This is a genomic window from Pseudomonas sp. M2 (assembly GCF_015751845.1).
GTDB classification, from domain to species: domain Bacteria; phylum Pseudomonadota; class Gammaproteobacteria; order Pseudomonadales; family Pseudomonadaceae; genus Aquipseudomonas; species Aquipseudomonas putida_E.
In genome coordinates this window covers 1845589-1859759 of the sequence record NZ_JADOUD010000001.1, presented here as the reverse complement: position 1 = coordinate 1859759, position 14171 = coordinate 1845589, and the positions used below count along the sequence as shown (strand labels likewise).

Below are 14171 nucleotides of genomic sequence, written 5' to 3'. Positions count from 1 at the left end.
GATCACGCAGCATGGATGTGAGCAAGACCAAGAGCAGTTTCTATCGCCGCCTGTACGTGGCCTGGCTGATCGACAGCCAGACCGCTACCAGCGTGCCAGCCTTGATGGAAGCCACCGGGATGCCGCGCCGCACCGCGCAGGACACCATCGCTGCGTTGGCTGACCTGGACATTGTCTGCGAGTTCGAGCAGCAGGAAGGGGCGCGCAACCATGCCGGGCATTATCGCATCCATGACTGGGGTGCGATCGACAAGCAGTGGATCATCCGCCATCTGCGCCAGATCAGGGAAGTGCTCGGCTACCCGTAAATGCGGGGGGCTGCCTGCTTCGGCCAGAATAGAGGCTAATTGACACTATTGGCCGCTGCCCTGTGCGGCGGCTTTGTGTAGTCTCATGACCTGCGTTATCGAAGACCGCCATCAACAGCCTGTGCCTACCACTGCAAAAGGACTTGAGCATGCGGCCACTGCTTTGCGTTCTGGGATTGTTGGGTGTGATGCTGGCTGGGCCAGCCTTGGGCCAGGGCAAACTACGGCTGGTGGCCGATACCTGGCCGCCGTTCACCGATGCCGGCATGCCCGGTGGTGGCCTTGCCACCAGCATCGTCACCACGGCGCTGGCGCGTGCAGGTTACCCCAGCGAGTACGAGGAAGTACCGTGGGCGCGGGCGCTGCTCGGGGTTAGCGAAGGCCGTTACGACGTACTGATCAATGCCTGGTACAACGATACGCGTACCCGCATCGGCCAGTTTTCCAAGGCCTACCTGACCAACCGCATCCGTTTGCTCAAGCGCAAGGGCGACAGCTTCCGTTACAGGCGCCAGGCTGATCTGTATCCCTACAGCATTGCCGTGGTGCGTGATTATGCCTACTCACCCGAATTCGATAGCGACACCCGCTTGCACAAGGTGCCGGTACGCAACTTTTCCTCCGCCGTGCGCATGCTGGCGGCAGGGCGGGTGGATCTGGCAGTGGAAGATGAGTTCGTGGCGCGCTACAACCTGCAGCGCGAACCCGAGCAGGTGCGTGATGGGGTAGTGCTGGTCGAACCCGCGCTGGGCGAGAACACCCTGCATATTCTGGTGAGCCTCAAGCACCCTGAGCATCGGCAGATCGTCGAGCGGTTCGAACGCAGCATTGCAGCGATGAAGGCAGACGGCAGCTATGCACGGCTTCTGCGCCAGCATGGCTTTTGATGTGCAGCGCAGGCAACGAACAATCAGGCCGGTGAGCCCTCTTTGATCAGGTGCGCGGCCAAGGTCCGCAAGGGCCCCAACTGCCGGCAGATCAGCGCCAACTGGGTCTGCACCAATCGTTGATGTTCATCCAGTTCCTCAGGCATCTGCTCCAGCGTATTGGCCAAGGCTTCTTCGGCATCGCTGTGAATCGCCACGGGTAACCGCGCGGCCAGGCCGTTGGCGATTTCGTCGAGGCTGGCGGCCAATGCCTGCCCCGCCCCCTCGATCAACTGTTCATGGACCTCTGCCGGCAGCGCCGTATCACGGTGTGCCCCCAGCCCTGAGAGGTAGCTGAGCAAGGTATGCGACAGCACCAGGAAGCGGAAGCCCACGTCGGCCTCCTTACGGAAGTGCCCCGGCTCCATGAGCATGTTGGCCAGCGTGGTGGACAGCGCCGCGTCAGCGTTGTGTGCGTTGCGCCGGGCCAGGCGGTAAGCCAGGTCATCGCGCTTGCCGTGGGCATACTGCTGCATGATCTGACGCAGGTACACACTTGCGCAGGCTAAGGTATTGGCCAGCGCCTTGTTAAGGCGGCGGCCCTGCCAGTCGGGGAGGAACAGGAACACGGCGAGAATGGCGATCAGGCTACCGACCAAGGTATCGAACAGCCGTGGCAGGAACAGGCCGTAGCCATCGCCGATCTGGTTGAAGCAGAACAGGATCATCAGCGTGATCGCCGCCGTGGCCAAGGTGTAGCGGGTGGTCCGGTTGACGAAGAACACCACCCCGGCCACCACTGCGAACGCCGACTGGATGAGCGGATTCGGGAACAGGTCGAACAGGACCCAGCCCACGGTCAGGCCGATGGCTGTGCCGAAGATCCTCTGCACCAGTTTGCGCCGGGTGGCGCCATAGTTGGGCTGGCAGACGAACAGGGTGGTGAGGATGATCCAGTAGCCTTGGGTCGGGTGAATCAAGTGCACCATGCCGTAGCCCACCGACAGCGCCAGCGACAGGCGCAGGGCATGGCGGAACAGCAGCGAGGTAGGTGTGAGCTGGGTGCGCAACCGCTTCCATACATCCTTGAGATTGCGTGGCGAACGGTCGAGCAGGCTGCTGTCGCTGGCGTCGGCCAGGCTGTCGGGGTTGCTGGCGGCGCCAAGCAGGCGGTCCAGCGTGGCCAGGTTTGCGGCCAGGGCGCGTAGTGAGCGCAACAGGCCACGCCAGGCCGGGTTGTTCTGGTTACGCAGGTGTTCCAGCGAAGCGTTGAGGTCCTCGAGGGCCTCGGCGAAGCCGGTGGCCAGAACGAACGGCTGGCGCAGCCGGATCGAGCGTGCCAGTTCCTGGCAGGATGCCCCTTGTTTGCGCAGCAGGCGCTGGCAGCGGAACATCACGTCGCTGTGGAAGAACGCCTCGGTGAGGGCGTTGTAAGGGTAGTGCGAGGCGCTCACTCTTTCGTGGATGTCCTGGGCCAGGAAGTACAGCTTCAGGTAGCGGCTGACCTTGGAGTTGGGCTGGCTGTTGCCCACCCGGTGCAGAATGATTTCCTTGGCGGCATTCAGCGCGGCCACCACCTTGCCGTTTTGCTGGGCCAGTGCCAGGCGCTGGGCTTCGACATCGAGTGTGCGAATCGGCTCGAACAGGCTGGCCTTGAGCTTGAGGTAAGTGCCCAGTTCGAAGAACAGTTTGGCCAGGCTCTGCTGTACCGGTTGGTTGGAGAACAGCGCCTGCCACAGCACCGAGAGCAGGCCATACCAGGCGGCACCGGCCACCAGCAGCAACGGTTCATGCCAGAAGTCGCTGACTTCGCCGCCGCGCTGGTCCACGCCGATCATGGTGTACACCGACAGAATCAGCGTTGCCGATGCGATCGCGCCGTAGCGTTCACCCAATGCGCCAAGCATGGTCAGGGAGAAGGCGGCCAAGGCCATGGAGACGGCGAAGATCCAGGGGTAGGGGAACAGCAGTTCCACCGAAAGCGCGGCAATGGCGAAACACAGCAGGGTGACGAGCAACGCGCTGAGGCGGCCTTGCCAGCTATCGTCGGTCTCGGCCAGGGCGCTGGCGATGATGCCGAGGAACAGCGGGATGAGCAGGCTCATCTCGTTCTGGTACCAGCACCAGGCCATGCTGCCGGTGAGCGCGATGGTCACGCGGATGGCGTAGCTGAACTTGTCTTGACCCCACAGGCGACGCAATGACTGACGGAACGAGCTCGATGACATGATGGCCTGCTGGCAGTGATCGATTGAATGCATTGCGGCACGGACCAGCAAGAAGCGTTCCGTGCTGCTGAATGGATTCTACTCTACACGAACTGTGCTGCAGCGTTGGCCGATGCCCAGGCCCATTGGAAATTGAAACCGCCTAGGTGGCCGGTGACATCCAGCACTTCACCGATGAAATAGAGGTTGGGGCTCTTCAGCGATTCCATGGTTTTCGACGACACCTCACGGGTATCGACGCCACCCAGGGTGACTTCGGCGGTGCGATAGCCTTCGGTACCTGCCGGTACCAGCTGCCAGGCCGCCAGCTTGTCGGCGATCTGCGCCAGCTCCGCCGGGGTGTACTGCTTCATCGGCTTTGACTCGAACCACTGCTCGGCCAGCAGGTTGGCCAGTTTGCGGGTGAACACCTCGCCCAATACGGTCTTGAGTTCCGCATTGGCGCGCTCGGTCTGCTGCTGTTGCAGCCAGGTCAGGGCATCACGGTCGGGCAGCAGGTTGATTTCGACCGTGTCGCCGGCCTCCCAGAACGACGAAATCTGCAGGATCGCCGGGCCGCTGAGGCCGCGGTGGGTGAACAGCAGGTTTTCGCGGAAGCTGGTGCCGTTGCAGCTGGCTGTGCAATCGAGCGAGGTGCCCGACAGCTCGGTGCACAGTGCCTTGAGCTGGGGCTCGGTAATGGTGAACGGCACCAGGCCCGCGCGGGTCGGCAGCAAGGTATGGCCGAACTGGCGCGCTACCTGATAGCCGAAGCCGGTCGCGCCCAGCGTTGGAATCGACAGGCCTCCGGTGGCGATCACCAGCGATTGGCAGGCAAACTGGCCGGCGCTGGTTTGCAGCAGATAGCCGCTTTCGGTCTTCTCGATATGCTCGATGCTGGTTTGCATGCGCAGTTCGGCACCGGCTTCGTCGCATTCGGCCAACAGCATGTCGAGGATGTCGCTGGCCTTGTTGTCACAGAACAGCTGGCCGAGCTTCTTTTCGTGGTAGGGCACGCCATGCTTGGCCACCAGCTCGATGAAGTCCCACTGTGTGTAGCGGGCAAGGGCCGACTTGCAGAAGTGTGCGTTCTGGGAGAGGAAGTTGGCCGGCTCGGTGTACAGGTTGGTGAAGTTGCAGCGCCCGCCACCAGACATGAGGATCTTTTTGCCTGGCTTGTTGGCGTGGTCGAGCAGCAGCACCCGGCGGCCACGGCGGGCGCTGAGCTGGGCGCACATCAGGCCGGCGGCGCCGGCGCCGAGGATGATCACGTCGGTGGTGTGCACGGGGTACCTCATTAAGAGTGCTGGGGCTGCTGCGCAGCCCTTTCGCTACAGGCGTACGCAACCCATTGTAGGAGCGGCCTTGTGTCGCGAAGGGCCGCAAAGCGGCCCCAAAAGATTTCAGAGAATGCGAACTTTCAGGGCGCGGCCCTTGATCTTGCCGCTGTTCAGGCGCTGCATCGCCTGCTTGGCCAGGGCCCGCTCCACCGCCACGAAGGCCTGGAAGTCGAAGATGGCGATCTTGCCCACCTGCTTGCCCGGGATGCCGGCATCACCGGTCAGCGCACCGAGGATGTCACCCGGGCGCAGCTTGTCCTTGCGGCCAGCGGCGATGCACAGCGTGGTCATGACCGGCAGCAGCGGTTCGCCACCTTTGTTCTTCAGGCTGTCTAGCTGGTCCCAGCGCAGCGGGCTCTTCTGCAGCGCCTCGATGGCCTGGGCCCGATGGCCTTCGGCCGGAGCGACCAGGCTCACGGCAAGGCCTTTCTCGCCCGCGCGACCGGTACGGCCGACGCGGTGCACGTGGATCTCGGCATCGCGCGCCAGCTCCACGTTGATGACCATGTCCAGGCCATCGATATCCAGGCCGCGTGCGGCTACATCAGTGGCCACCAGCACCGAACTGCTGCGGTTGGCGAACATGGTCAGCACCTGGTCGCGGTCGCGCTGCTCGAGGTCGCCGTGCAGGGCCTGGGCCACGATGCCCTTGGCGGTGAGGTGGGCGACCACGTCCTCGCACTGCTGCTTGGTGAAGCAGAACGCCACGCAGGACTGCGGGCGGTAGTGGTCGAGCACGCGGGTGACAGCCTCCAGGCGCTGTTGCGGGTCGATTTCGATGAAGCGCTGTTCGATCTGGTTGTCGGTGTGCAGGCTCTCGACCTTGACCTGCTGCGGCTTGCGCATGAAGTCGGCGGCCAATTGCTCGATACCGGCGGGGTAAGTGGCCGAGAACAGCAGGGTCTGGCGGCGCGACGGGGTCTTGCCGATGATGCTGGCGATAGCGTCGAAAAAGCCCATGTCGAGCATACGGTCGGCTTCGTCCAGCACCAGGGTATTGAGCCCGTCGAGCACCAGGGTGCCTTTGTCCAGGTGCTGCTGGATGCGCCCTGGGGTGCCGACGATGATGTGCGCGCCATGCTCCAGCGAAGCGATCTGCGGGCCCAGCGAGACGCCACCGCACAGGGTGAGGATCTTGATGTTGTCTTCAGCGCGGGCCAGGCGGCGCAGCTCTTTGGCAACCTGGTCGGCAAGCTCGCGGGTGGGGCACAGTACCAGTGCCTGGCAACCGAAGTAGCGCGGGTTGATCGGGTTGAGCAGGCCGATGCCGAAGGCGGCGGTCTTGCCGCTGCCGGTCTTGGCCTGGGCAATCAGGTCCTGGCCCCTGAGGATGACGGGCAGGCTCTGGGCCTGGATCGGCGTCATCGAGGCATAGCCGAGGGCGTCCAGGTTGGCCAGCATGGCGGCGGACAGCGGCAAGGTGGCAAAAGCGGTGGATTCGGTGGTCACGAGGCGGGCCTGCGTTGCGAAGCGAAAAATGCCGCATAGTCTACCAGCCTCGTGGCCATTCGCCCTAAGACTCCATGTGCGGTTCCGGACGACGGGCACGCCTTCCGTCCGTCGGCGACAGCTGCAGGAAGATCGCCGCCGCCAGCATGGCCATGATACCGATGGTCACGAAGGTCAGCTGGAAGGCGCCCAGGGTGGTTTCCACACCATCGGCATTGCCGGCTGCAGTGAAACCGCCCAGCAGTGCGCCTGCGCAGGCCACGCCCAGGCTCAGTGACAGCTGCGCGACCACCGACAGCAGGCTGTTGCCGCTGCTGGCGCTGGCATCGTCGAGGTCGATCAGGGTTACCGTGTTCATGGCGGTGAACTGCATGGAGTTCACGGCGCCCAGCAGGGCCAGTTGCACCAGCAGTACGGCATACGGGGTCTGCCCGTCGACCAGCCCCAGGCTGGCCAGCAGCAGGCCGAGCAGCACGGTGTTGCCGGTGAGGACGATGCGGTAACCGAGGCGTTCGATCAGCGGCCGGGCAACGGACTTGGCGACCATTGCCGCCGCCGCCAGCGGGATCATGCTCATGCCGGCCTGCGCCGGCGAATAGCCCAGTGCCACCTGCAGCAGCAACGGCACCAGGAAGGGCAGGGCGCCGCTGCCCAGGCGTGCGAACAGGTTGCCCAGAATACCGATGGCGAAGGTGCGCACCCGGAACAGGCTGGGCGAGAACAGTGGTTCGGGATCGCGCCCGGCGCGCAGCCAGTAGGCCGCCAGGCAGGCCATGCCGGCGAACAACAGGAGCATCACCCGCAGGTGCGGCAGGTGCAACTCGCCCAGGCCTTCCATGGCGATGGTGATCAGCACCATCGCCGCGCCGAACAGGATGAAGCCTGGGCCATCGAAGGTGGTGCGTTCGGCACCGCGCAGGTCGGGGATGAACTTCCACACGGCGTAACAGCCCAGCGCGCCCACGGGCAGGTTGAGCAGGAAGATCCAGTGCCAGGTGAGGATCTCGACCAACCAGCCGCCCAACGTCGGGCCTAGCAGTGGGCCCAGCAGGCCGGGGATGGTGATGAAGCTCATGATCCGCACCAGTTCGCTACGTGGATAGGCGCGCAGCACCACCAGCCGCCCGACCGGCAGCATCAGTGCGCCGCCCAGGCCCTGCACCACACGGGCGAAAATCAGAAAGCCCAGGCTGTTGGCCATGGCACACAGCAGTGAACCGAAACTGAACAGCACGATGGCGCTGAAGAAGATACGCTTGGTGCCGAAACGGTCGGCGATCCAGCCCGAGGCGGGGATCAGCAGGGCCACGGTGAGCATGTAGGCGATGATCACACCCTGCATGCGCAGCGGGTTCTCTTCGAGCGAGCGGGCCATGGCCGGCAGTGCGGTGTTGAGGATGGTGCCGTCCAGGGATTGCATGAAGAAGGCGATCGCCACTACCCAGGGGATCCAGCGGGCGGTGACAGGGTCCAGCGGAGTGCGTTCGGGCATATGAACCTCAATGTTCAGTGTTGCCTGTCCTGGCCTCATCGCAGGCAAGCCGGCGATGAGGCCGGGATAGCCGATCACAATGTCAGGGTCAGCCCTTTGACCAGCGCCCCCGGCAAATGACTCGAACCGGTACTGCGCTGTCCATAGGTGCTGGTCGACAGGATCATCTCTCGCTCACAGGTCAGGTCTTCCAGCTGGCTGCCCAGCAGACTGTACAGGCTGTCATCGAAACGCATGGTGCTTACCGGCCCCTGAATCTGGCCGTTTTCCACCCAGAAGGTGGCGAAGCGGGTGAGCCCGGTCATGCGCGCAGCCGGCAGGTCCGAGTAATTCAGGTACCACAGGTTGCTGATGTACAAGCCAGTACCCAACCGCGCCAGGATGTCTGCGTTGGCAAGATTTCCCGCTGCAAGGCTGAGTGCGCAGGGCGATTCGTAGCTGTCCGCGCCATTGGCAAGCAGCTCGAACTCGGCGGCACTGCGGGCACTGACCAGCCTGCCCAGCGCTTGCCCTTCTCTTATCAGTGGTACGTCCTGACGCGGCGAACCCTCATCGGAAAACGCCGGGCTCAACGACCCACTGACCTGCTCGTGGAAACACACCAGCGGGCTCAGCCGGGCATCGCCGCTGTACAGGCGCTGCAACGCACTGTTGCCAGTGGCCAGAGACTGCGCAGAGAAACCGCCCCAGCACAGCATGCCGGCGATTTCGTCCATCGCGGCAGGCGCCAGATAGGCGCGGTAGCTACCAGGCTTCAGGGTAATTGCCGGGCGGCCGAGGAAGCCCAGCTGTTCGCGGGCCTGGCGCAGGCGGGCGGTGAATTCGTCTGCATTCCACGCCTGGCCGGCATAATTCGCCTTCACGGCCTGGCCGTTACTGTGGAACAGGCTCCAGTCGAAGTTGAAACTGTTGGCCTGGTGCCAGCCGAAGGCCCCGTAAGAGCTGGCAAAGCCCCTGCAGATCGGGCCAGCGGCATAGATCCCAACCAGGTCCAGGTCGCCTGCTTCGCCGTCGAGCAGCGCCAGTACTTCGCCCAGCTCAGGCAGCGCCTGATCCTGCAGGCTGTGGCTGTGCCAAGCGCTCTGGTCCAGGCGCAGGTAGGGGTCCGCAGGCAGAAGGGGCAGCGTCTGGCGCAGCTGTTCAAGGGCTTCGCCCAGGCGCTGACGGTCCACTTGCGCATCGCCGCTCAGGGTCACTTGCTGTTCAGCCTGGCGCCCGTCGCGGATCAGCCTCAGGTGCGCACTGGCCTGGCTGACCTCGCCGGCCTGGCGCACCTTGGCATGGTTGAAACGCACGAATTGCGATTGTTCAGCGCTGTAGCCCAGGGTGAACTGTTCTTCTGCATGTTTCACTTCACGCAAGGCACTGACCAGTTGTTCGAAAGCATGCTGTGGTGTTGCGCTCATCAGGCGTCCCCCCCGAATACGTCGATCTGGCGGAACACGCAGGCCGGAGCGGCATGGCCCACCCGCACCACCTGGTTGGGTTCGCCCTTGCCGCAGTTGGGCGTGCCCAGTACCTGGAAGGTGCTACGGTCACCAACCGCCGCGAGGTTGCGCCAGAACTGCGCGGAGATGCCGCGGTAGTTGGGGTTTTTGACGATGCCTTTGAGCTCGCCGTTTTCAATCAACTGGCCCCATTCACAGCCAAACTGGAACTTGTTGCGCGCATCGTCGATGGACCAGGAACGGTTGGTGCGCATCAGGATGCCGTGCTCGATTCCCTGAATCAGTTGTTCAAGGGTTCGATCACCCGGCTCGACATTGAGGTTGGCCATACGGTCGATCGGCGCGCGGTTCCAGCCGCAGGCGCGGCTGTTGGCCACGCCATCGAGCCCGGAACGGAACTGCGACAGCGCGCCGCCCAGCGGGCGCAGCAACAGACCGTCCCGGATCAGGAACTGCTTGCTGGCCTGGCTGCCGTCGTCGTCATGGCTGTAGCTGGCGAGTTCCTCCCCGATGGTCGGGTCGAAGGTCACGTTGAGCAGTGGCGAGCCGTATTGCAGGTGGCCGAAATCACTGGCTTTGACGAAGCTGGTGCCCGCGTAGTTGCGCTCGTCGCCGAGGATGCGGTCCATTTCCAGTGGGTGGCCGATCGACTCATGGATCTGCAGCATCATCTGGTCTGGCATCAGCAGCAGGTCACGCTGGCCGCTGGGTGTGTTGGCCGCCAGCAGCAGCTGCAGCGCCTCGTCGGCCACACGCTGAGCAGCACCGACCAGGCCGCAGCGTTCGATGATTTCGAAGCCACCCTGCTGGCCGAAGTTGTCCCGGCCCAGGCTACGGCTCTGGCTGTCCTGGCCGTCGCTGGCGGTGACACTCAGCCCCGGGAACAGGAACCGCTGAGCATGGCGCAGTTCGGCACCGGCGGAGTTCAGGTAGGTCTGCTCGACCAGGCTTTGGCTCAGGCTGGCCTGCCAGTCCACCAGGCGGCTGTCCTTGGGTATGCTGGCCGATTCGGCGGCGAGCAGGCCCAGGCAGTCGGCGAGGCTGGGCAGTGGGCGGTCGAAATTTGGCGAAACATGGTCGTGGCGCGAGCTGGGCACCGGCTGGTCGCGCAGGTCAAGCAGGCTGTGCCTGGCGATCTGCCGGGCCATGGCTTCGGCATGTTCCAATGCTCGTTGTAGCCCTTGCTGGGACAGATCGGCGGTGGCCGCGTAGGCCTCTACGCCGTTGACCCGCACCGTGAGCATGGCGCCCTCGTCCTGGCTGAAGAATGGCGGTTCGGCCACGTTACGGCGTACCGAAAGCGCCTGGTGGGACTGTTTCACATGGCGCAGGGAAAACAACTCGGCCGTGCTGCGCAGCGTGGCAAAGCGCTGGCGCAGCAGGGCGCTGGAATCGAACATGGAAAACCTCCGTGTGCACGGTGGCTCCCCCTAGAACCACCCATCTTGCATGGCCAGGCAGGTATCGTCGCGTGCCTCGAGCAATGCCAGCTCATTATGGCAGCCTGGTACCTCCCAGGTCAGGAAATAACGGGCTGCCTGCAGTTTGCCCAGGTAGAAGTCGCGGTCTGCGGCATTGCCCTTGAGCAGGCCTAGCTCGGCATGTATCGCTTGTTCCAGCCAGCGCCAGCCGATCACGCAATGGCCAAAGGCCTTGAGGTACAGGGCCGAGTTGGCAAGGGCGCCGGCAGTCTGGCCTTGGGCGAGATCACCCAGCAGGCCGAGGGTCACGGCTTGCAGGCGAGTGACCAGTTGCTCGAGCGGTTGGCGCAAGGCATCAAGATTCGGGTGGTGGCTGGCGCGCTCACCGGTACTTGCGATCAGGCGAATCAGTTGTTTGAGGCCGGCTCCGTTGTGCTGTGCCAGCTTACGGCCCAGCAGGTCGAGTGACTGGATGCCTTCGGTGCCCTCGTGGATCGGGTTCAAACGGTTGTCGCGGTAGTATTGTTCTACCGGGTATTCGCGGGTGTAACCGTGGCCGCCCAGGATCTGGATGGCCAGTTCGTTGGCCTTCAGGCAGAAGGTCGAAGGCCAGGATTTGACAATTGGCGTCAGCAGATCAAGCAACGCTTGTGCCCTCTGGCGTACGCTTTCTTCATCAGCCGTCTGGGTGTCGTCGAACAGGCGCGCTGCGTACAGGCCCAGGTCGAAGGCGCCTTCCACGTACGCCTTCTGTGCCAGCAGCATGCGTTTCACATCGGTGTGCTCGATGATCGGCACCGCCGGGCTGAGAGGGTCCTTGCTGTCCGGCAGCCGGCCTTGCGGCCGCTGGCGGGCGTACTCCAGCGAATACAGGTAGCCAGCGTAGCCCAGCATCACTGCGCCCATGCCAACACCGATGCGTGCCTCGTTCATCATCTGGAACATGCAGGCAAGGCCCTGGTGTGGCTGGCCGACCAGGTAGCCGACGCACTGGCCGTTGTCGCCAAAGTTCAGTGCCGTGGAGGTGGTGCCGCGCCAACCCATCTTGTGGAACAGCCCGGCCAGCAGTACGTCGTTGCGCTCGCCACGGCGGCCATCCTGATTGACCAGATACTTGGGCACGATGAACAGCGAGATGCCTTTCACACCGGGTGGCGCGTCCGGCAGCTTGGCCAGGACCATGTGCACGATGTTTTCCGACAGTTCGTGGTCCCCGCCGGAGATGAAGATCTTGTTGCCCTTGATCCGGTAGCTGCCGTCTGCGCAGGGTTCGGCGCGTGTGCGGATGTCGGCCAGGGACGAACCTGCGTGCGGCTCGGTCAGCGCCATGGTGCCGAAGAACCGGCCTTCGATCATTGGCTGCAGGAACAGGCGTTTTTGCTCGTCGCTGCCGAAGCTTTCGATCAGGTTGGCCGCGCCCATGGTCAGGAAGGGGTAGGCCGTGGTACCAGCGTTGGCGGCCTGGAAGTGGGCGAAGCAGGCCTGCGAGACCAGGCTGGGTAGCTGCATGCCGCCGACCTCGAAGTCGCGATTGGCGTTGAGGAAGCCGGCCTTGAGGAAGGCATCGACGGCAGGCTTGACCTCGGGGATCAGTTCAGCGCGGCCGTCCACGTAGCGCGGCTCGTTTTCGTCGGCCTTGCGGTTGTGCGGGGCGAAGTACTTTTCGGCGATGGTGCGCGCGGTGGTCAGCGCCGCGTCGAAGGTTTCGCGGCTGTGCTCGGCAAAGCGCGGGCGCTGGGTGAGGGCTTGGGCGTCGAGCACTTCGTAGAGTTCGAAGGCCAGGTTGCGGGGGCTGAGCAGGGTCTCGGGCATGGGGGCGGTCCTTGAGCGGGCTTGAGGCGAGTCTAGGATTGGCCGAATAAGACTGGCTACCATGATTGATTGAGATGATGTTCAGTCAAAAATCCTCGCATTTGGAGCCTCTGATGTTGGTTGACGGGGGAAGGGGCTGGGTTGAGTGAGCGTCAAGGCCACCCGTTCGCAGCAAATCTTGAAGCACGTGTGAGATCAAAAGGCATTCATCTGTCAGCCTTGGCACCTTTTAAGCTCTGCTATTCCACTGACTGCATGAAAAATTTGAGGCGTCAGAGGCGTGCTTGTAGAAGGCGACAGGAATATTCCTACGCGCTGCGCCGAAATCTCCTACGACCGCAGTGATGGAAAATGAGGTAGATATTGATTCTTCACTGTGGAGGAATTCTATGGACAGGATTTGTGAGTGGCGCGACGTTTGGAAAGAAGATTTAGAGAGGGTTGAAGACCCTTTTTTTGCTTGTTCGGTAGTTCAGAGGGCTTTGCTGGAAAATACGACCCTGCGTGGATTGTGTGACTTCCAGAAAGCATGTGATTTGCCTCTGGGGCGTCCTTTGCTGCAGGATGATATCTGGCGAGCTTTGAAGCTGGTGGAAGACGGCAGGTGGTTCCTTATTCGGGAGCAGCCAATTTCTCCAATTGATGTGTCGCGTTACCCTCGTTTGAGATGGGCGGAATCAAAGCTGGATTTACTGCTGTCTGAGAGTAAATACCCAGAAGCTGATGGCCCTGGCAAGTGGAAAACATTTAGTATTGATACAGATTTATTGTGGTCTGGGGTAGCGTTGGCCGCAAACTTTTTAACATCCCGAGGTGACGAGGGACGTCTTTTTTCGAGCGAGGGGAAAGACTATGCTAATACCCGTAGATTGGTAAGTCAGAGGTGGGTGCCATTAGGCGAAAAGGAGCGGAGCTTCGCCAGACTATCGGCTACACATCGATATGGGGATGTACGACGGATAACGCAAAACTATGTACAGGCAGATGATGCCTGGGCGATCACGGGGGAGTCCTGGCACTGGCGTCCTGTGGTACCTGACGAGGAGTATGAATATAGAATAGGGGCCTATTGATGGTGTCAACTACCAATAAGCAGCGAGCTCTATATTTGCTTTGGGCAAGTATGGATGCGTTTTATATTATTTTGTACATCTTGCGTAATATCGCCCGAGGCGCAATACCTTTTTTGTCGGATTTGAATAGTGGTCTTGACGTAGTGCGGAGTTGGGGTGGTTCAGGCATTGTGATCTGGGCCGGGCTGTTTTTACAGTTTTCAGTTATTGTTACATGCGTGGGTTTTTTCAGGTGTAAAAAAATCGTGGTGTTTTTGGCGCTGGTGCAGATGCCATTCAGATTTTTTTTCATCGTTCCGTCAGTTTCGGTGGTTTTGCTCTTGCCTATGGTCGTTGCTGGCATCAATAACTGGATATGGGTTGGGTTGTTGCTTGCTTCAGAAGCGTTTAAGGGGTGGAGTATCTGGTGGCTTTGGCGTAACTCTGGGGCGCGCATGGTGGAAAGATAGCGTGGCAACTGCTCGGCCATGGTTGCCCGCTTTGTGGTTTGACGGTATTTCCCTGTTGGCGCGGCTGCCGCCCCGCATTCCTTCGCTCATGCGACAAGGCTGACAACCATGGCCTCACAGGCATGGCCACGTTGCAACAAATGTGAGCAGCCTTGTGCTGCGCAGCGCCGCGCGGGCGGCGCTCGGCCTCACAGGCGCTGAAAAGGGTGAGGCGCGAACACCTGCCAGTCTCACCGCATTCCGGCCAGTTTCGGCAGATCATTTTAGGTTTTCACCTATTCCATGTAGTCCATTTCCCAAACATAC

The 14171-nt window shown here is 62.1% G+C and carries 11 protein-coding genes; 3 read left to right on the top strand and 8 right to left on the bottom strand.

Going from position 1 to position 14171, the window contains the following annotated elements:
* The first annotated feature begins 11 nt into the window (after positions 1-11).
* On the top strand, positions 12-308 hold the full coding sequence (locus tag IWW33_RS08695) for a winged helix-turn-helix domain-containing protein (protein WP_012312450.1): 297 nt from the start codon (positions 12-14) through the stop codon (positions 306-308).
* Between the two features lie 149 nt (positions 309-457).
* Positions 458-1195 carry a transporter substrate-binding domain-containing protein gene (locus tag IWW33_RS08690; RefSeq protein WP_046785053.1) on the top strand — a complete coding sequence of 246 codons (738 nt, stop codon included), beginning with the start codon at positions 458-460 and terminating at the stop codon, positions 1193-1195.
* A gap of 23 nt (positions 1196-1218) precedes the next feature.
* Here IWW33_RS08690 and yccS read toward each other — a convergent pair whose 3' ends face one another.
* From yccS to IWW33_RS08655, 7 genes are all read right to left on the bottom strand, one after another.
* Positions 1219-3402 carry a YccS family putative transporter gene (yccS, locus tag IWW33_RS08685; RefSeq protein WP_174141110.1) on the bottom strand — a complete coding sequence of 728 codons (2184 nt, stop codon included), beginning with the start codon at positions 3400-3402 and terminating at the stop codon, positions 1219-1221.
* An 83-nt stretch (positions 3403-3485) separates the two neighbouring features.
* Positions 3486-4667 carry an NAD(P)/FAD-dependent oxidoreductase gene (locus IWW33_RS08680; RefSeq protein WP_046785054.1) on the bottom strand — a complete coding sequence of 394 codons (1182 nt, stop codon included), beginning with the start codon at positions 4665-4667 and terminating at the stop codon, positions 3486-3488.
* 117 nt (positions 4668-4784) lie between these two features.
* Positions 4785-6122: an ATP-dependent RNA helicase DbpA gene (gene dbpA, locus IWW33_RS08675; protein ID WP_231386342.1), complete on the bottom strand. Its 1338-nt coding sequence runs from the start codon at positions 6120-6122 to the stop codon at positions 4785-4787.
* 112 nt (positions 6123-6234) lie between these two features.
* The gene (gene mdtD, locus IWW33_RS08670) at positions 6235-7662 is read right to left on the bottom strand and encodes a multidrug transporter subunit MdtD (protein WP_039604767.1); all 1428 of its coding nucleotides are present in this window, start codon (positions 7660-7662) and stop codon (positions 6235-6237) included.
* 74 nt (positions 7663-7736) lie between these two features.
* On the bottom strand, positions 7737-9068 hold the full coding sequence (locus tag IWW33_RS08665) for a TldD/PmbA family protein (RefSeq protein WP_115273438.1): 1332 nt from the start codon (positions 9066-9068) through the stop codon (positions 7737-7739).
* Positions 9068-10510, bottom strand: a complete 1443-nt coding sequence (locus IWW33_RS08660; RefSeq protein ID WP_174140998.1) for a TldD/PmbA family protein — start codon at positions 10508-10510, stop codon at positions 9068-9070. Before IWW33_RS08660 ends, IWW33_RS08665 begins: the two co-directional genes overlap by 1 nt.
* Positions 10511-10540: 30 nt before the next feature.
* Positions 10541-12343: an acyl-CoA dehydrogenase gene (locus IWW33_RS08655; protein ID WP_174140997.1), complete on the bottom strand. Its 1803-nt coding sequence runs from the start codon at positions 12341-12343 to the stop codon at positions 10541-10543.
* Between the two features lie 344 nt (positions 12344-12687).
* Between IWW33_RS08655 and IWW33_RS08650 the strand changes: the two genes are divergently transcribed.
* Positions 12688-13416, top strand: a complete 729-nt coding sequence (locus IWW33_RS08650; RefSeq protein ID WP_144415439.1) for a hypothetical protein — start codon at positions 12688-12690, stop codon at positions 13414-13416.
* Between the two features lie 61 nt (positions 13417-13477).
* Here the strand turns inward: IWW33_RS08650 and IWW33_RS08645 are convergent, their stop codons facing one another.
* Positions 13478-13885, bottom strand: a complete 408-nt coding sequence (locus tag IWW33_RS08645) for a hypothetical protein (protein WP_158621129.1) — start codon at positions 13883-13885, stop codon at positions 13478-13480.
* Positions 13886-14171: the final 286 nt, after the last annotated feature.

What these genes read in the sequence shown, in the direction of transcription:
- IWW33_RS08655 (WP_174140997.1), bottom strand. Translation starts at nt 12,343, where the DNA reads ATGCCCGAGACCCTGCTCAGCCCCCGCAACCTGGCCTTCGAACTCTAC.
- IWW33_RS08650 (WP_144415439.1), top strand. Translation starts at nt 12,688, where the DNA reads ATGGAAAATGAGGTAGATATTGATTCTTCACTGTGGAGGAATTCTATG.
- dbpA (WP_231386342.1), bottom strand. Translation starts at nt 6,122, where the DNA reads ATGCTGGCCAACCTGGACGCCCTCGGCTATGCCTCGATGACGCCGATC.
- yccS (WP_174141110.1), bottom strand. Translation starts at nt 3,402, where the DNA reads ATGTCATCGAGCTCGTTCCGTCAGTCATTGCGTCGCCTGTGGGGTCAA.
- IWW33_RS08645 (WP_158621129.1), bottom strand. Translation starts at nt 13,885, where the DNA reads ATGGCCGAGCAGTTGCCACGCTATCTTTCCACCATGCGCGCCCCAGAG.
- IWW33_RS08660 (WP_174140998.1), bottom strand. Translation starts at nt 10,510, where the DNA reads ATGTTCGATTCCAGCGCCCTGCTGCGCCAGCGCTTTGCCACGCTGCGC.
- mdtD (WP_039604767.1), bottom strand. Translation starts at nt 7,662, where the DNA reads ATGCCCGAACGCACTCCGCTGGACCCTGTCACCGCCCGCTGGATCCCC.
- IWW33_RS08690 (WP_046785053.1), top strand. Translation starts at nt 458, where the DNA reads ATGCGGCCACTGCTTTGCGTTCTGGGATTGTTGGGTGTGATGCTGGCT.
- IWW33_RS08665 (WP_115273438.1), bottom strand. Translation starts at nt 9,068, where the DNA reads ATGAGCGCAACACCACAGCATGCTTTCGAACAACTGGTCAGTGCCTTG.
- IWW33_RS08695 (WP_012312450.1), top strand. Translation starts at nt 12, where the DNA reads ATGGATGTGAGCAAGACCAAGAGCAGTTTCTATCGCCGCCTGTACGTG.